At 37.5% G+C, this 15,687-nt stretch carries 17 protein-coding genes and 1 tRNA gene; 7 read left to right on the forward strand and 11 right to left on the reverse strand.

Annotated elements, in window-relative coordinates:
* The first annotated feature begins 250 nt into the window (after positions 1-250).
* Together C7H19_RS17395 and C7H19_RS17400 are read left to right on the forward strand one after the other, a co-directional pair.
* Complete coding sequence (locus C7H19_RS17395; RefSeq protein WP_106458198.1) at positions 251-991, forward strand: response regulator transcription factor; 741 nt, start codon at positions 251-253, stop codon at positions 989-991.
* A gap of 336 nt (positions 992-1,327) precedes the next feature.
* A complete protein-coding gene (locus C7H19_RS17400) occupies positions 1,328-1,936 on the forward strand; it encodes a hypothetical protein (RefSeq protein WP_106458199.1) in 609 nt (202 codons plus the stop codon).
* A gap of 36 nt (positions 1,937-1,972) precedes the next feature.
* Here C7H19_RS17400 and dnaA read toward each other — a convergent pair whose 3' ends face one another.
* The 4 genes from dnaA to C7H19_RS17420 all read right to left on the reverse strand — a co-directional run bounded on the left by dnaA (position 1,973) and on the right by C7H19_RS17420 (position 5,671).
* On the reverse strand, positions 1,973-3,337 hold the full coding sequence (dnaA, locus tag C7H19_RS17405; protein WP_106458200.1) for a chromosomal replication initiator protein DnaA: 1,365 nt from the start codon (positions 3,335-3,337) through the stop codon (positions 1,973-1,975).
* Positions 3,338-3,420: 83 nt separating this feature from the next.
* Positions 3,421-4,065, reverse strand: a complete 645-nt coding sequence (gene plsY, locus C7H19_RS17410; protein WP_106458201.1) for a glycerol-3-phosphate 1-O-acyltransferase PlsY — start codon at positions 4,063-4,065, stop codon at positions 3,421-3,423.
* A gap of 5 nt (positions 4,066-4,070) precedes the next feature.
* The gene (locus C7H19_RS17415; protein ID WP_106458202.1) at positions 4,071-5,255 is read right to left on the reverse strand and encodes a DUF3086 domain-containing protein; all 1,185 of its coding nucleotides are present in this window, start codon (positions 5,253-5,255) and stop codon (positions 4,071-4,073) included.
* A 29-nt stretch (positions 5,256-5,284) separates the two neighbouring features.
* Positions 5,285-5,671, reverse strand: a complete 387-nt coding sequence (locus C7H19_RS17420; RefSeq protein ID WP_106458203.1) for a DUF3119 family protein — start codon at positions 5,669-5,671, stop codon at positions 5,285-5,287.
* A 166-nt stretch (positions 5,672-5,837) separates the two neighbouring features.
* Between C7H19_RS17420 and C7H19_RS17425 the strand changes: the two genes are divergently transcribed.
* Together C7H19_RS17425 and C7H19_RS17430 are read left to right on the forward strand one after the other, a co-directional pair.
* Complete coding sequence (locus C7H19_RS17425) at positions 5,838-6,110, forward strand: hypothetical protein (protein WP_106458204.1); 273 nt, start codon at positions 5,838-5,840, stop codon at positions 6,108-6,110.
* Positions 6,107-6,418, forward strand: a complete 312-nt coding sequence (locus C7H19_RS17430) for a clan AA aspartic protease (RefSeq protein WP_245927602.1) — start codon at positions 6,107-6,109, stop codon at positions 6,416-6,418. Before C7H19_RS17425 ends, C7H19_RS17430 begins: the two co-directional genes overlap by 4 nt.
* A gap of 73 nt (positions 6,419-6,491) precedes the next feature.
* On the opposite strand, the gene C7H19_RS17435 is transcribed toward C7H19_RS17430, so the two are convergent.
* The gene (locus tag C7H19_RS17435) at positions 6,492-8,405 is read right to left on the reverse strand and encodes a long-chain fatty acid--CoA ligase (RefSeq protein ID WP_106458205.1); all 1,914 of its coding nucleotides are present in this window, start codon (positions 8,403-8,405) and stop codon (positions 6,492-6,494) included.
* A gap of 314 nt (positions 8,406-8,719) precedes the next feature.
* Here C7H19_RS17435 and C7H19_RS17440 point away from each other — a divergent pair, with 314 nt between their 5' ends.
* Positions 8,720-9,781, forward strand: a complete 1,062-nt coding sequence (locus tag C7H19_RS17440; RefSeq protein ID WP_106458206.1) for a DUF2157 domain-containing protein — start codon at positions 8,720-8,722, stop codon at positions 9,779-9,781.
* 17 nt (positions 9,782-9,798) lie between these two features.
* On the opposite strand, the gene C7H19_RS17445 is transcribed toward C7H19_RS17440, so the two are convergent.
* The 5 genes from C7H19_RS17445 to C7H19_RS17465 all read right to left on the reverse strand — a co-directional run bounded on the left by C7H19_RS17445 (position 9,799) and on the right by C7H19_RS17465 (position 11,491).
* Positions 9,799-10,206, reverse strand: a complete 408-nt coding sequence (locus tag C7H19_RS17445) for a putative toxin-antitoxin system toxin component, PIN family (protein WP_245927604.1) — start codon at positions 10,204-10,206, stop codon at positions 9,799-9,801.
* The gene (locus C7H19_RS17450) at positions 10,196-10,438 is read right to left on the reverse strand and encodes a hypothetical protein (protein ID WP_106458208.1); all 243 of its coding nucleotides are present in this window, start codon (positions 10,436-10,438) and stop codon (positions 10,196-10,198) included. Before C7H19_RS17450 ends, C7H19_RS17445 begins: the two co-directional genes overlap by 11 nt.
* A gap of 116 nt (positions 10,439-10,554) precedes the next feature.
* Positions 10,555-10,830, reverse strand: coding sequence for a 50S ribosomal protein L27 (rpmA, locus tag C7H19_RS17455; protein ID WP_106458209.1), 276 nt, complete (start codon positions 10,828-10,830; stop codon positions 10,555-10,557).
* A gap of 32 nt (positions 10,831-10,862) precedes the next feature.
* Entirely contained in the window at positions 10,863-11,252 is a 390-nt protein-coding gene (rplU, locus tag C7H19_RS17460) for a 50S ribosomal protein L21 (RefSeq protein ID WP_106458210.1), read from the reverse strand.
* Positions 11,253-11,404: 152 nt separating this feature from the next.
* Positions 11,405-11,491, reverse strand: a tRNA-Ser gene (locus C7H19_RS17465).
* Positions 11,492-11,647: 156 nt separating this feature from the next.
* Between C7H19_RS17465 and C7H19_RS17470 the strand changes: the two genes are divergently transcribed.
* Positions 11,648-13,273, forward strand: coding sequence for a glycoside hydrolase family 15 protein (locus C7H19_RS17470; RefSeq protein WP_106458211.1), 1,626 nt, complete (start codon positions 11,648-11,650; stop codon positions 13,271-13,273).
* A 282-nt stretch (positions 13,274-13,555) separates the two neighbouring features.
* On the opposite strand, the gene C7H19_RS17475 is transcribed toward C7H19_RS17470, so the two are convergent.
* Complete coding sequence (locus C7H19_RS17475) at positions 13,556-14,878, reverse strand: dihydroorotase (protein ID WP_106458212.1); 1,323 nt, start codon at positions 14,876-14,878, stop codon at positions 13,556-13,558.
* Positions 14,879-14,987: 109 nt separating this feature from the next.
* On the opposite strand from C7H19_RS17475, the gene lepB reads away from it, so the two are divergent.
* Positions 14,988-15,599: a signal peptidase I gene (lepB, locus tag C7H19_RS17480; protein WP_106458213.1), complete on the forward strand. Its 612-nt coding sequence runs from the start codon at positions 14,988-14,990 to the stop codon at positions 15,597-15,599.
* Positions 15,600-15,687 lie beyond the last annotated feature (88 nt).

Genomic DNA, 15,687 nt, shown 5'->3' on the forward strand with positions numbered 1-15,687 from the left:
ACCATGACTAATATAATTGATTAGCTTATCCAAACGTCCCATTTTCTCGCTGTACATAAATCTTAATAATTCCCCGAAATTTGTTACAATTGTTCATGTAAACTTGAAAAAAAGGAATCAATCATTACTAAAATTCAATAAAATTAGACCTAACTTAGTAAACGTGCTTATAATCGGTACAGTATTCTTATTTTTAGATTACATTTTTTATCTTATTGTTACATAACCCTTTAGCGATAACTTTTTGGTGATGCCTCGAATACTCGTAATAGATGATGACGCTGCAATTTTAGAATTAGTCTCCATTAATTTGGAGATGGCTGGTTACGATATTAATCAAGCCGAAGATGGGATCAAAGGTCAAGCACTAGCGGTACAGATCCAGCCAGATCTAGTCATGCTAGATTTAATGTTACCCAAAGTGGATGGTTTTACCGTTTGTCAGCGACTAAGGCGAGACGATCGAACAGCCGATATCCCAATTTTGATGTTAACAGCGCTAGGACAAACACAAGACAAAGTAGAAGGTTTTAACGCTGGTGCAGATGATTATTTAACCAAACCGTTTGAAGTCGAAGAAATGTTAGCAAGAGTTCGCGCATTACTCAGACGGACCGATCGTATTCCCCAAGCGGCTAAACATTCTGAGATACTGAATTATGGAGCATTAACCCTAGTTCCCGAACGATTTGAGGCCATATGGTTTGGTAAGACTGTTAGATTAACTCATTTAGAATTTGAGCTACTGCACTGTTTATTACAGCGTCATGGTCAAACTGTTTCGCCGAGCGATATCTTAAAAGAAGTTTGGGGATACGATCCAGATGATGATATCGAAACAATTCGCGTTCATATTCGCCATTTGCGGACAAAATTAGAACCCGATCCGCGTCACCCTCGCTATATTAAAACAGTTTATGGCGCTGGCTATTGCTTAGAATTGCCTAATGCAGAACAGTTAATGCTAGATTCAGATGTAGCAAGCGCATAAAGAATAACTTGCGTTAATTTATTTAAAGGATGAGTAAGCTGAAAAAGATTAAAAAATTCAGCAACACCCATCCTCTGTATAAGTCAAAAATTTAGGTTTACGCTAATACTTATACTGAAGTCGCTTATTTAACTGTAAGATATTAATTATTGATAAGAGTTGAAAGATGACAAGCTCATAGCACTAGCAATTTCATTACTTCAATATTTGTTAAAAAAAGACTTCTGTAAAAGCAACTAAAATTAAAATTGCCAAATTAATTTTAATTTTGGTGAGATAAGATGAATTTAGGAGCAGAAACCCTGATTATTTTTAATCAGTAATAGCATATTTAGTATGAGTTGGACGATAAAAAAGCAAGTTTTTTTTCAAGCGATCAGTTTAAATGTATTAATAGCAATCTTGGCAAGTGTTGTCTCATCTGAGCTAAAAGTAATGGCCCAATCAAAGTATATATGGTATAACTGCATGACTCGTGAAGTGTTTACCCCAGAAAAACGAGCTTGGTGCAATCGTTGGAAAACCTTACAAAATGCTACTTATACCGTACCAACAAACTTTGAGCCAAACGCTGAGTATATTACCGTCACACTGAATAATGGTCGTTATCAACGAGAAGATAGTCGCTTCTTCGTCGAACTCGTTAACGAAAAAGGATGGCTTGCTTTTGGTGATCTCAACAATGACGGAAAGGAAGATGTGGCAGCTATCTTCGGAGTAAGTTTAGATCCTGATGGTAAAAAGGTTGCGACATATCTAACAGCAGTATTAGATATTGACGGAAAAGCACAGGCACTAACTCCAGTTAGACTAGGAGAGCGAATTATGCTTAACAATTCTCTTACCATTAATAATAGCCGTATTACAGTACCTTTTTTAACTCAAACGGAGGTATTTGAGCGCTTTTATGTTATTGATGGAACTACCGTAAAATCTTTACAGTAATTTTAATGTAAGGTTGAGAAATCCGATACTTTTTTACTAAGGGGAGGAAGTCAACGTTAACTGTTTAATGCGATCATTGAGTTGAGATAAAGTCTGTCTAAGATGAAAATCTTTTTGTTGTAGTTGGTTAATCTTATCACAGCTATACATTACCGTTGTGTGATCCTTGCCACCAAATTCTTCACCAATACGAGGTAAACTCAGATCTGTGTGTTGTCGCATCAAATACATCCCAACTTGTCTAGCTAAACTAATTTCTCGACGACGCGAGTTACTTTTGAGATCTTCAACGGATACCTTAAACACATCAGAAATGAGGTTGATCAGAATGTCTGGAGAAGTCACCAAGCGATCGACTGGAGGGTTTAAAACGGGTGCAAGATTATCCACTGTCATCGGTAATGCAGAAATCGAAATATAAGTAATTGCTCGTAATAAAGCCCCTTCTAATTCACGTATATTAGAAGTATAGTTGGTTGCTAGATATTCGATGACATCTCGCGGTAATTGCATATTTTCGTAAGCGACTTTTTTCTGTAAAATGGCGATGCGAGTTTCTAAGTCGGGTACTTGAATATCTGCGATTAAACCCATCGAAAAGCGCGAAATCAGACGATCTTGCAAGCTAGGAATGTATTTAGGTGGACGGTCTGAAGCAATGACGACTTGTTTTCCTGCTTCGTATAAAGTATTAAAGGTGTGGAAAAATTCTTCTTGGGTGTATTCTTTTCCTTCAATAAATTGGATATCATCGACGAGGAGTACATCGGCTGTACGATAATGCTCACGAAACTTTTCTAGACTATCTTGACGAATGGCTGCAATTAAATCATTGGTAAATTGTTCGGTGGAAACATAAAAAATATTAGAAGTAGGATAGCATTCTAAACGATAGTGGGCGATCGCTTGCATTAGATGAGTTTTCCCTAGTCCGACACCTCCACACAAAAACAATGGATTAAAATCTCGTCCTGGTGACTCAGCAACGGACAACGCAGCAGCATGAGCCATACGATTAGTGGGACCAACGACAAAACGAGAAAATGTGTATCTTGGATTTAGTTTAGAAGGTTTTGGGTGTTCTGTGCCATCTACACTTTCTATCACTGTATTTAGCTCAATATGGTCAGGTTCCCCTAAAATTGCCCCATTTTCCCCAGTCGTTAAGTAAATTTCAATTGGATGACCTAAGATTTCTTGCACAGCTTCTGCAATAATTTTTAGATAGTTTTTCTGTAAATGATTCAAAATAAAAGGATTAGCCGCCTCAATAACTAAACAGTGATCCTGTAAGTCTTTGAGTTTTGCCGTTTGAATCCAAGTTTCAAAAGCGGGACGGGTTAACTGAGACTGGAGACGTTCAAGAACTTGATTCCAAAAAGTTTGAGCAGAGATAGACACAGGTTTACAAGATCTAAAAAATGTACGCGAACAAGGCGGGTCACTTCATTATATCCATGTAGAAAATAGGAGATAGGATCGCCTTAACCTTCTTGTAACTTTTGTCCGATGCGTGGTTCGGTTCCAGCGATAAGACGCTCAATATTACTACGATGTCGTACTATTACATAAATCCCCGCAAAAGCCGCAAAAAGTATATAAGGTAGGGGTTGTTGTAATAAAATCATCAGGAATGGAACAGCGATCGCACCTGTGATCGAACTAAAAGAAACAATGCGAGATATCCCTAAAACGGCGAGAAAACTGCCTAATGTTCCTAAACCCACCCAAGGACACATCATCAACAATACGCCTAAACTGGTGGCGACGGATTTTCCACCGCTAAAATTAAGGAATACAGATTTACTATGACCGATTAAGGATGCGATCCCAGCTAGAGTGATTAACCAAAATTTCCAAGTTTCAGGAAACGGGTTAATGTCGGTTGTATAAATGCTTTTGGCTAATGCGATCGCTCCAACTCCTTTAAGTAAATCAATGACTAAAACGGTTATTCCTGCTGGTTTTCCTAGATTTCTTAGTACATTTGTTGCACCTGTTGATCCCGATCCATGTTCTCTGATATCGATCCCTTTAAGATATTTTCCGAGTAAATATCCTGTGGGAATGGAACCGAGTAGATAGGCAAATAGGATCAATAAACCACTGGCTAAAAAAGGATTGATCATTTGTATTAGAAAGAGTAACTTGACATCTGTTGCGGATCGAGCGCAAAGGCTAACCACAAGGGGAATTGTAGCAGGGAAAGGTTGATCCGGTCTTCGGTGTCATCAATGATAATCAACGGTAGTAATTTTTCTTCCATCAAGCGATCAGCTTTTTGTAATAATGCTTCTGGAGATTCAAATAAAACAACGCCTCTTTCTGGTCCAAAATCAGCGCGAGAGATGCCTAAACAGTCTTGTAGCCCTCTGCGCCATTCGCCTAGTCTTTCGGGGCTATCGGCTAATACGAGTGTCCGACAGCGATCGTTATGAATATTGCGTAAGATGGAAATGATTGATGAAGCAATCAAGATATTTTGTAAACGGCTGCCCATTCCTCGAACTGCACCGCGCCCACCTTGATTAAAAAACCAGTTTTGGACTCGTTCGGCGTGGATTGGTTCAAATGTACGCCGTAATTGCCAAGCTGGGCCATAATAATCGGGACGACTGCGATATTGATCTAATAGTTCTCGGATACGACGATTTTGGTCTGAGAAGCCTTGTTTAGCGAATTGGGGCTGTTGAGGTTCATTTTGAGGTCGGGTACCTCCAGATACGAAGGGACGTTCTATAGGGCGTTCTGGGGGTTCATAACTGGGTAATTCTAATTGTTCGGCGGCGGCGGCTAAATCTTGTAAACTACCGACTAAGTATTCTTTAAATCCTTGAACGCGGATGGCTAAATCTTGGGAGACACCCGCAAAAGTGGTTCGCATTTCTTCCCTAATGCGATCGCGTCTGCGTTCGAGTTGTTCGATAGAAATTTCAAGAGCTTGTTTTTGCTGTTCTAGTTCTTTTACGCCCTCTTTTACCATTTTCTCGATGTTTTTTTGCACATCTTGAACTTGTTCGGCTAAAATGCGTTCTTTTTCGGCTTTTAGGTTAGTGACTTCGGTTTCTAGTTGTTTTTTTTGACTTTTTAAGTTTTCTATTTCCTGTTGGATGGAGTCGTCTGCTTGTTGGGACAAAATGGGGACACTGATTTCTTCTGGTTTTGCTGCTATTTTTAAAATTTCTACTTCTGTGTTTTCTTCGTCATCTTCATCAAAAGGAGATGGTAAAACATCAAATTCTTTAGAATTTGTTTTGACTTCATCATCTTTTTTAAGAGGCAAATCATCTAATGATTTGAGGAATTCTTCCGAGTTCATTAATTCTATATACCTATTTTTTTTAATTTTTATTCTTTGCTGCAATACTTTTCTAAGCAAGTTCTAAGCATTTTAGCATCAAAGATAATCGGTAAAAAGTGAATACTCTTGACTTCTTTAAAATAAAAAAGAATCGGAACCTTTGACCAGAAAATTTCCCAGTTTTGCCAATCTTGGTAGGGAAACTGACGAATCAATTGACCCGAACGATAGACATCTAAGGCTGTTTCCGTAAATTGTAGCCTAATTGCTACCGTCTGAAACATCAAAAATAGACCAAACAGTGAGAAAATTCCACCGATCCAAGGTTGAATCAGTAAAATTGGTAATGAAAGACCAACTAGCACCAATGGTATTTTGTAATTGGGTGCTAATTCTACTGAAGTCGTTACAGAAGACGAATTAACGCTAGTCATTGGTTGCTCACAGCTTCTAACAGACAATCCCATTGTACAGAAAAAGCTTAACCACCCGTAGAAAGATCATAAAAACGCTAGTAGAGTGGGTCTTAGCTCATCCTACCGAAGAGTGAGATATTATAGAGAAGTCCACAAAAGCCGAATAGCGATCAATAGTCAATATATGCAAGCAATTTTGTTAAGCCGTGAAGAGGTAGCCCGACGCGCCAAGCAATTGTATGAAAGCAGCATTCGCTCATTAGTGGAGACAGAAGAGAACATTGGCAAGATGGTTATTATTGACATTGAGACAGGTGACTACGAAGTTGATGAGACTGGCTTAGAAGCTGCACACAACTTGAATGCTTTGCATCCATTTGCTAGGCTTTTTGGGATTCGTATTGGATATAATGTGGCTGCTTCGTTGGGTGGTGTAATGGAGCGTGTCAGCAAGTGATTTCTGGGATTGTGATTGATAGACACGCGATCATTTCATTGACATTTCTTCTTCTCAATGGAGGGACATTTCCAATTGAGTTTGTCATAGACACAGGTTTTACCGACTATTTATGTTTACCACCAGAAGCAGTTATGCTGTTAAGGTTGCCGTTTCTGTATGACCTCTCTGTAAACTTAGCTGACAACAGTGAAGTTACAGTGGCAGTTCATGAAGCAACCATTCTGTGGGATGGAGAAAAACGAGCCGTTCGTACATTTGCAACAGGGCGACGACCACTGATTGGAACAGCTTTACAGCTTTGCTGAACGAGCAAGAACTTGTGATTCAGTTTACGGAAGGTGGCTTAGTGACGCTCAACGAGTTGTAAACCACAACCACTTACTCAAACATCCCATTAATCAAATCTTGATACTGTTGTGTGACCACAGGGCGCTTAATTTTTAGGGTTTGGGTCATTGTTCCGTTTTCCTGGGAAAAAGGTTCAAGTATTATTCTAAAAACTTTAATTTGGTCATCAGCGCGATATCCAGGGCGATTTCTCACTTCTCTATTGAGTTCCTGTTTAAATAAGTCTTGTACGGGTTTGCTGTAGAGATCACTTTTTTCGATTTCGGTTCTGGATGTGTGATAATCTGGAAAAGATAGATTAAACTGCCCATCTTGTGACCATTTTTTGAGTGCTTCTAAATTGGGTACAATTAATGCACCTAGCGCTTTTTCATCTTGACCGACTAGCATGATTTGGTCAATATAGGGACTACGGACACAAGCATCTTCTATCGGTTGGGGTTCGATATTTTCGCCGTTAGATAGTACAATTGTATCTTTAGCGCGACCGGTCAAAACGAGGTCATTCATCGGTGTCACCCATCCCAAGTCACCACTATCAAACCATCCATCAGCATCAATGACTTTTGTGGTAGCTTCGGGTTTTTTATAATATCCTTGCATAATTTGCGGTCCACGAATTAAGACGAGTCCCTTTTCTCCGTTGGGGAGAGGTTGACGGGTTTCGGGATGAACTATGCGAATTTCTGTATAAGGAAAAGGTTGTCCAGATGATCCTCTCAAGTTACGATCGAGAGTACGTGCATTCGTAACAGGTGAAGTTTCTGTTAATCCATAACCGACCAGTACAGGTATATTAATGATTTCATAAAAGGTTTCGATGTGTCTTGCTAAGGAACCACCACCACTAATAAAGGCTTTGAGATTTCCACCAATAGCCTGACGAATTTTATTATAGACTAAGCGATCGCCTAAAAAATGGATTGGGGCATAAACTAAAGATTTGAGACGAGCAATAATACGCTCACTGGGTGAAGCATGAAGATGATCTAAACTTAAATTATCGGCAATTCGTTTATTAATTACATAGCGTTCGGAATTTTTTAAAAAGAAATTGACTAACTTTTGCTTACTTTCGCTTTGTTCTCTAAATTGTTTTTGGACTCCTTCATACAAAGACTCCCAAATTCTGGGAACACCGACCATATAACGGGGTTTATACTGGGTTAAATCATTTTTAAAATAGCGAATATTCGTATAAAATTGTGTACAACCTTGGGAAATGAGAAAATATTCACAACTCCGCTCGTAGGAATGCCAAGAAGGAAGTATACTCAAAACATGATCGCCAGGTTCGGGTTGCACGATGACACCGATCGTTTTAATTTGATGTAGTAAATTACTATGAGATAACATTACTCCTTTGGGTTGTCCTGTCGTTCCTGAAGTATAAATAAGAGTAGCTAAATCTTTTTCGCTTAGATGAGACGGTTGTAAAGTAGATGTGGAACCTAGGTTAAGTAATTGTTGAAAATTAATAGTTTTTATCGGTGTTTCGTTTGTCGTTTCTTCTTCCGATAAAAGAATAATAAATTGAATTGGTAAATTTTGAATTTCGGGGAATAATTTCTTGAGAGTTTTTTGGTCTTCTACAACTAAAGCTACACTATCACTATCTTTTAGAATATACAGTAATTCGGAGCGCTCGGCTTGTGATGAACGGACTGCATTTGAACATCCTGCCATCATAATACCTTGATCGGCGACCAACCAACGAGGACTATTATCTGCAATTAGAGCAACTGTAGACTTAGTTTGAATACCTAATGCTTGCAGACCCGATGCAAAATGTTGAATATTCTGGCACAATTGCGAATAAGTTAGGATAGTTTCTGGTTTACTATGGGGGTCATGAAGTGCAACAATATTCGTAAACCGTTGTGCTGCAATTGCCCAAACTTCGGGTAAAGATTGAATAGCAGAATAATCAACTAGAGAACTCATGGTTTTATAGTTTGTCAAGGTGTGATGGATAAATAAGAGTATAAGGCTAGAGATGGACTCTTATTACTTAATCTATTTTATCGTTGAACGAGAACACAATCTATAGTAGACAGTTTCAATATTTACACAATTTTTATTTATTTTATGACAATTACTAAACCGTCATAGAATTAAGTTTGATTTTTTATATTTGTGAGCATTATAGAATTAATACCAAATCCACCATAAATTACATCCTTAAAATTCTGTAGGAATTTGGTCTCCAAATCCTGTAAAAACAATGATTTAGTATAACATCATCAGGAATTGAACAAATGAAGCTAAAAAGAGAAGATTTAGACTGGGTAACGCGAGAAGGAATTATTACCCCACAACAAGCAGAAGAATTATGGAATGCTTTATCACAACGATATCAGGATTCTGATGATTATCAAAACAAACCACGTTTCAACTTTGCCAATTTTGCCTATTATTTTGGAGCATTAATTGTCATTTTAGCGATGGGATGGTTTATGACAAAAGCTTGGGAAAGTTTCGGTGGTGCGGGACTTTTTTTTATTGCGATCGCTTATGCAATTAGTTTTATATTAGTCGGAAACAATCTTTATTTTCAGCAAAATTTAAAGATACCAGGTGGTTTATTATTTACGATGGCTGTTTGTATGAGTCCTCTGGCAATTTATGGTTTGCAACGTTGGACGGGTTTCTGGATACAAACTGATCCTGGAATTTATCGAGGTTTTTATGAATGGGTAAAAGGTAGTTGGTTGTTGATGGAATTAGGAACAATTATCGCGGCATTAATTACTTTAAAGTTTGTTCGTTTTCCTTTTTTAACTTTACCTATTGCTTTTTGTTTGTGGTTTATGTCAATGGATTTAACCCCGATAATTTTTGGTGAAAATAATTTTGATTGGAAAAATAGAGCTATAGTTTCTATGTGGTTTGGTATTGGTTGTATCATTGTTGCCTATTTAATCGATATAAGAATTAGAAGAAATCAAGGTGATTTTGCTTTTTGGTTATATTTATTTGGTTTATTTAGTTTTTGGTTTAGTTTACCATTTTTGGGTGATGATACTGAATGGTCTAGATTTTTGTATTGTTTAACTAATTTAGGATTAATTGTTTTATCTTTGCTCTTAAAACGTCGCTTGTTTATGGTTTTTGGTGGAATTGGTGTCTTTTACTATTTAGGACATTTAGCTTATCAAGTCTTTCAAGATTCTATTTTATTTCCTTTTTGTTTAACTATTTTGGGTCTTCTAATTATTTATATAGGGGTCTTATATCAACGTCATTATCGAAATATTGAGCGTTATTTAGAGAGTATTATTCCATCAGCAATTAGAGATTTATTACCAAGAGAAAGATAAATTTTAATAACATATTTTTAAAAATTAAAAAAATCTTGAGGTGTAATAATAGCAATGCCACGAAATGGATTAAGCACTAATAAATCTTGGTCACCACTAATAATAACTGTTGCCTTTCCACAAACGGCTAATTCAAGGAATTTATTATCTTTTGTATCTCGGCAAGCTTGTATGTTTTGATCTACATAAATAAATAAAGCTTCTAAAAGAAAATTTTCTAAAAAATCATATCTTAATTCAAAAGAAGCATATCGATCAAACTTTTTACGCTGTAAGACTTCTGTCAGTTCTTCTTCTATAGAATCCGAAATTAAAACAGTTCCTTGAATAAATGCTTTATCTATAGACATTCTAGGAATAGATTGAGGAAATATAGCTGCACTAACAATAACGTTAGTATCAAAAACATAAAAATTACTCATCATCAAGAATTGCTTGCAGTATTTCTGGTGTCAGCCCATTTGCTTGTGCTTCTTGCGCTAATTTATCCATCGCTTCTTGTAAAGATTCTCTAGGTTTAAGAGCTTTTCTTAACTGGAAGTTTAAAAATGCGACTATTTTTCTCTTTTTGTCTTCTGAAACTGCTTGATAGACTCTCGCTGTTTCGGCATCAACGGGAATTGTAATAAATTCCGTTTTGACAGTTGTATTTTCCATAGGTTTTTAAAGTTGTTGAGATTAATAACAATTATACTGTTTTAACTAATTATAGATAAAAAAAGATGCCATAAAAATGACACCTAATTTAATTCTAAAAAGTCTAAAAAAATATTCTAGCTTGCGGCCACTTCTTGAGCTACAGGATAGACACTGACTTTATAACGTTTTCTGTCTTTGTGTTCAAAAGTCACTACACCATCGGTTAAAGCATACAGGGTGTAATCTCTTCCACAACCGACATTGTTACCAGGATGAACGCTACTACCGCGTTGACGGATGATGATATTACCTGCTTTCACAACTTGTCCACCATAACGCTTAACTCCAAGTCGTTTAGCTGTAGAGTCACGACCGTTACGTGTACTACCTGTACCTTTCTTATGTGCCATTTTATCTCCTTATGTTTTTTTGTAAATGTTTTTTATTCTTCTTCAGCACTAGCATTAGTCAAGACAAGACGTTTCATATCTGTCTCTACCATTGCTAAAACTTCGCCATTGACGGTAATGGAGTTAATCATAAAACGAGTTAACTCTTGACGATGACCCCGTTTTTTGCGGGTTTTCTTTTTGGGTTTCATTTTGTAGACGAGGATTTTTTTACCTCTGCGATGGTCTAAAACCGTACCTTCTACGATCGCACCTTCTACAAAAGGCTGACCTACTGTTATTTGATCATCATGACTGATCAAAAGAACTTTATCAATCGAACAAGTTTCACTCGCTTCCACGTGTAAACGTTCGATATCATAAAAGCGTCCAGGTTCTACTCTTAACTGTTTACCGCCTGTTTCAATTATTGCGTAACTCATAAAACATTTCTCTTTCTTATTTGCCGTACAGGTATCTAGAAAAGAATTAACTCATCTAGCATTTGCCCATGTCTGAACCTGATCCGAGCAGGAATTAGACACACAATCTACAATTATCTAATATTTATTGATAATTTGTCAAGATAAAAAAGCGGAGAGGGTGGGATTTGAACCCACGTACGAGTCACCCCGTAACCTGATTTCGAGTCAAGCGCATTCAACCGCTCTGCCACCTCTCCATATTTCAGATTAATATTATAGCATATCGTTGTCTAAAAACATAAAAATGTGAACAACATCAACTAAAGTGAAGTTTTAAGCAGGGAATTTTTTAGAGTCTAAGTTCCGCTATACTTTACACATCAAAAAGCTGAATATAAAAGGATACTTTTTAAATGTCTGCTAAGATCAAACGATTTATTCTGCTGATTATTTTATTGCCGCTACTCTTAATGTCTTTTCGCTTAGTTGCTGCGCCTTCTGCTGAAACGAGCGCTTATCAAAAAGTTAAGATTTATACTGAATCTAAGAATCCCGCGCAAATTGTTATTGCTCCAGAAAAAGAGTTTATTACTTGTTTTAATGATAGTATAGCGGGTTGGGTAGAAAAAAAACTTACGCCCGCTTTAGTTAATCAAATAAACAACCGATTAGACCCTTATTTAAAAATAGAATTAAATGCCCAAGGTTTCGCCAAAGCAGCTACACGTGTTTTAGAAACCGAAAAAGATGAGACTAATTATGATGCGATATGGGTTAGAGATAATGTCTGGGTTTATTATGCTTTATTACAAAATCCTAATCGTCGTGCCGATGCGAGAAAATTATTATTAGCCTTGTGGGATTATTATGCGACAGATGCTCAAATTGCTAGATTTAGACAAATTATAGCCAATCCTGCTTTGTCTACAAATTCAATGGCGATGCCTCATATTCGTTTTGATGGTAATTCTCCCACTTTAGATGATGTGATGGTTGATGGGAAGCCTCAAGATTGGAATCATCGTCAAATTGATGCACATGGACTTTTATTTATAGCTATTGGTGAAGCTATATCCCAACAATTAATTGATCTTAATGAACTTACCGAAAAACGGCTACGGGTTCTCGCTTTATATCCTTTATTTTTACAAAGAATTAAATTTTATGATTATGAGGATGCGGGAGCATGGGAAGAAATTCCTCGTAAGAATACCTCTAGTATTGCTTTAGCGACACGTTCTCTACAAGTGTGGGGTAAATTAATGTCTGCTCAAAATAATTCTGCTTACTCCAAACGATTAAAAGATTTTCTTTTAAAGCAATCTACTGATATTAGCAATGTTTGGTCAGAACCTTCACTTAATACCTTAATTTCTCAGGGATTAAATACCGTTAAAATACAACTTCGTTTAGGGGGAGAGTCACCTAATTATAAGCCGGATGACGTTCGTTTTAGAAGAGCGGATGCAGCTTTAGTGGTACTCATTCAACCCTCACCTTTAGAAGGATTAACAGAAGATGAAATGCGACACGCTCTTTTAATTATAGAAACATTAAAGCGACCAACGGGAATTTTACGCTATACCAGAGATAGTTATCAAGAGGGGAATTATTGGATTAAATCTCCTGTTGCGGATAAAGATGCGCCTACTTTAACGGGGGATACGTCTTCAAATGATGCTTTTATGTGGCGACTAAGTCAATTAATTCCTGATACCGAAGCGCAATGGTTTTTTGATAGTTTACTCGTTTTAGCCCGCTTACATTTAGCAGAAATTACCAAAAATCCTCAACTACGTCAACAAGATATTCATGCTGCTACAGTACACCTAAAACGCGCATTAGGGCAAATAACTGGACAAGGGTTAATAACAGCCGATGGAAAAAGTGTAGGAGCTTGGCAAGCCCCAGAAAGTATTAATACAATAGTGATAGATGGTCGAAGATTCTTTTTACCTTCTCCTATTACGCCGCTAAATTGGGCGAAAGCGGGTTTAAGTATGGCTTTGGATAAATACGAAACCGCAATTAGTCAGTAGTGGTTTGGTTTATGGAAATTAACAAATTAATTTGGTCATCGTTAGTATTGCCAGTGAATGAATTCACTGTCTCACAGCTAAAGTCGGTTTCAACCGACTAATTGTAAGGAGTTTAGTCCGTTTTAACGGACTTTAGCTATAAGACAGGGGTTTAAACCCCTGGCGAACCAATTAGAAGAATGAAAATCTCCAGAATTAACCTAAAATCCTTGAACCATCGTGGAAAAATCTGGGTTATTGGAGATGTCTAATTAATGTTTTATCTTCTGTTGTCTTTATTATCTACTCCCCAAACGTTAAAGCTTTTCCTCTAATTTCTGTATTTAGTTTTCCTTTTTCGTAGACGATTTGACCCCCAACAATGGTATAAACAGGCCATCCGGTTAAATTCCATCCTTCAAAGGGACTCCAAGCGCATTTAGTTTGTAATTCTTCGCGCAAGACAGGCTTATAAGTGTTTAAATCGACTAATACTAAGTCTGCATCATAACCCGGTTGAATGAGTCCTTTATTGGGAATTTTATAAGCTTTGGCGACAGCAGTAGACATCCAGTTAGACACCTGAGAAATGGTACAGTTTCCCTGCATGGCTTGGGTTAACATGATGGGTAAGGATGTTTCAACTCCTGGCATTCCAGACGGACTATTGGGATAAGTTTGGGCTTTTTCGGCTAAAGTATGGGGTGCATGGTCAGTCGCAATAAAGTCGATGACTCCATCTCGTAAAGCTTGCCATAATATTGTAGGGTTATTTTGCGATCGTAATGGCGGATTCATTTGCGCTAATGTGCCAATTTTTTCGTAAGCATCGGTGTTTAAAACCAAATGTTGGGGAGTTACTTCAGCAGTTACCCAACTGGGTTTATCTTCTCTGAGTAATTCAGCTTCAACACCTGTAGACAAATGCAGAATATGTAAACGTCGTTGATATTTTTTCGAGAGTTTGAGGGCTAATTTTGTGGCGTTGAGGGCGGCGGTTTCGTCTTGTATGATTGAATGTATCGATGGACTGGTAATATCTTTGTACTGCTGACGGCGTTCGAGAATACGCGCTTGGTCTTCGGCATGAACCGCAATTAAACGTGTACCATTAGCAAAAATAGGTTCTAATTCTGCTTCGGTTGACACTTGTAACGGGCCGTGCATTGAACCCATAAAAATTTTAATACCACAAGTCGGGTGTGCTGTCACTAAATCGGGTAAATTTTCGGCAGTTGCACCAATAAAAAAACCATAATTAACTAAACATTTTTCCGAAGCGCGTTGTAGTTTATCGTTTAAAGCTTCTTGGGTGGTTGTCAAAGGGCGAGTATTGGGCATCTCTAAAAAAGATGTTACGCCACCTTTAGCACAAGCACAAGACGCGGTATGTAAATCTTCCTTGTATTCTAGTCCAGGTTCGCGGAAATGCACTTGTGGGTCGATGACACCAGGTAACAAAGTTAAGCCCGCAGCGTCTATGATCTTACTATGTTCACTCTCAGAAATATTAGAGGCAACTTGAGCAATCTGTCCACCTTGAATGAGAACATCTCCAGTCAAAAAGTGACCATCGCTCAAAAGAATTTGTGCCTGACGAATAAGTAAAGTGCTAGGATTCGACATGATAGAGTAGGATGGACGATATCTTAATCATGACATCATGTTGATGTAGTTACACTAGATAAGGAATTTATCTGTTACATTAGTTCCTATTCATCGCTGTTAAATAATTATGACTCGTAGCGTGAACCCTAAATCAAAACATCAATCAAAAACCTCTGATGAAAATCCTTGGATAGAGGGCATCAAAACCGTTGCTACTGCAGCTATTCTAGCATTTGGTATTCGGACATTTGTCGCCGAAGCCCGCTATATTCCATCATCCTCGATGGAACCGACTTTACAAATTAATGACCGACTGATTATCGAAAAAGTAAGTTATAAATTTGGGGAACCCGATAGAGGAGATGTCGTCGTCTTCTCACCAACTGCTAAATTAAGAGAAGAAAATTTTAAAGATGCTTTTATTAAACGAGTCATTGGTTTACCTGGGGATAAGGTAGAAGTTAGCAAGGGAACCGTTTATATTAATGGAAAAGCTTTAGAAGAAGATTATATTGCTGAGAAACCTAATTATGACTTTGGGCCAGTTACCGTTCCCGAAGGACAGTATTTAGTATTAGGAGATAATCGTAATAATAGTTATGATTCGCATTTTTGGGGATATGTACCCAAAGATAATTTAATTGGTCGTGCGGTGGTGCGTTTTTGGCCAGTGAATCGTGTCGGTGGAATTGACCATACACCAGTTTATCCAAAAGGGTCAGTTGGTTCTCAAAACTAAACAAAAATTTAATTGAAAACCTTTCATTCTGCTAGGTCTTACGCTCTGATTTTTTATTCCAGGGCGATATTGACGTTTTTTCCGATTA

Source organism: Aphanothece hegewaldii CCALA 016 (assembly GCF_003007785.1).
Lineage (GTDB): Bacteria > Cyanobacteriota > Cyanobacteriia > Cyanobacteriales > Microcystaceae > Chroococcus > Chroococcus hegewaldii.

What these genes read in the sequence shown, in the direction of transcription:
- rpmA (WP_106458209.1), bottom strand. Translation starts at nt 10,830, where the DNA reads ATGGCACATAAGAAAGGTACAGGTAGTACACGTAACGGTCGTGACTCT.
- C7H19_RS17425 (WP_106458204.1), top strand. Translation starts at nt 5,838, where the DNA reads ATGCAAGCAATTTTGTTAAGCCGTGAAGAGGTAGCCCGACGCGCCAAG.
- C7H19_RS17475 (WP_106458212.1), bottom strand. Translation starts at nt 14,878, where the DNA reads ATGTCGAATCCTAGCACTTTACTTATTCGTCAGGCACAAATTCTTTTG.
- C7H19_RS17395 (WP_106458198.1), top strand. Translation starts at nt 251, where the DNA reads ATGCCTCGAATACTCGTAATAGATGATGACGCTGCAATTTTAGAATTA.
- C7H19_RS17450 (WP_106458208.1), bottom strand. Translation starts at nt 10,438, where the DNA reads ATGGAAAATACAACTGTCAAAACGGAATTTATTACAATTCCCGTTGAT.
- C7H19_RS17415 (WP_106458202.1), bottom strand. Translation starts at nt 5,255, where the DNA reads ATGAACTCGGAAGAATTCCTCAAATCATTAGATGATTTGCCTCTTAAA.
- rplU (WP_106458210.1), bottom strand. Translation starts at nt 11,252, where the DNA reads ATGAGTTACGCAATAATTGAAACAGGCGGTAAACAGTTAAGAGTAGAA.
- C7H19_RS17440 (WP_106458206.1), top strand. Translation starts at nt 8,720, where the DNA reads ATGAAGCTAAAAAGAGAAGATTTAGACTGGGTAACGCGAGAAGGAATT.
- lepB (WP_106458213.1), top strand. Translation starts at nt 14,988, where the DNA reads ATGACTCGTAGCGTGAACCCTAAATCAAAACATCAATCAAAAACCTCT.
- C7H19_RS17470 (WP_106458211.1), top strand. Translation starts at nt 11,648, where the DNA reads ATGTCTGCTAAGATCAAACGATTTATTCTGCTGATTATTTTATTGCCG.
- C7H19_RS17445 (WP_245927604.1), bottom strand. Translation starts at nt 10,206, where the DNA reads ATGATGAGTAATTTTTATGTTTTTGATACTAACGTTATTGTTAGTGCA.
- C7H19_RS17435 (WP_106458205.1), bottom strand. Translation starts at nt 8,405, where the DNA reads ATGAGTTCTCTAGTTGATTATTCTGCTATTCAATCTTTACCCGAAGTT.
- C7H19_RS17420 (WP_106458203.1), bottom strand. Translation starts at nt 5,671, where the DNA reads ATGACTAGCGTTAATTCGTCTTCTGTAACGACTTCAGTAGAATTAGCA.
- plsY (WP_106458201.1), bottom strand. Translation starts at nt 4,065, where the DNA reads ATGATCAATCCTTTTTTAGCCAGTGGTTTATTGATCCTATTTGCCTAT.
- C7H19_RS17400 (WP_106458199.1), top strand. Translation starts at nt 1,328, where the DNA reads ATGAGTTGGACGATAAAAAAGCAAGTTTTTTTTCAAGCGATCAGTTTA.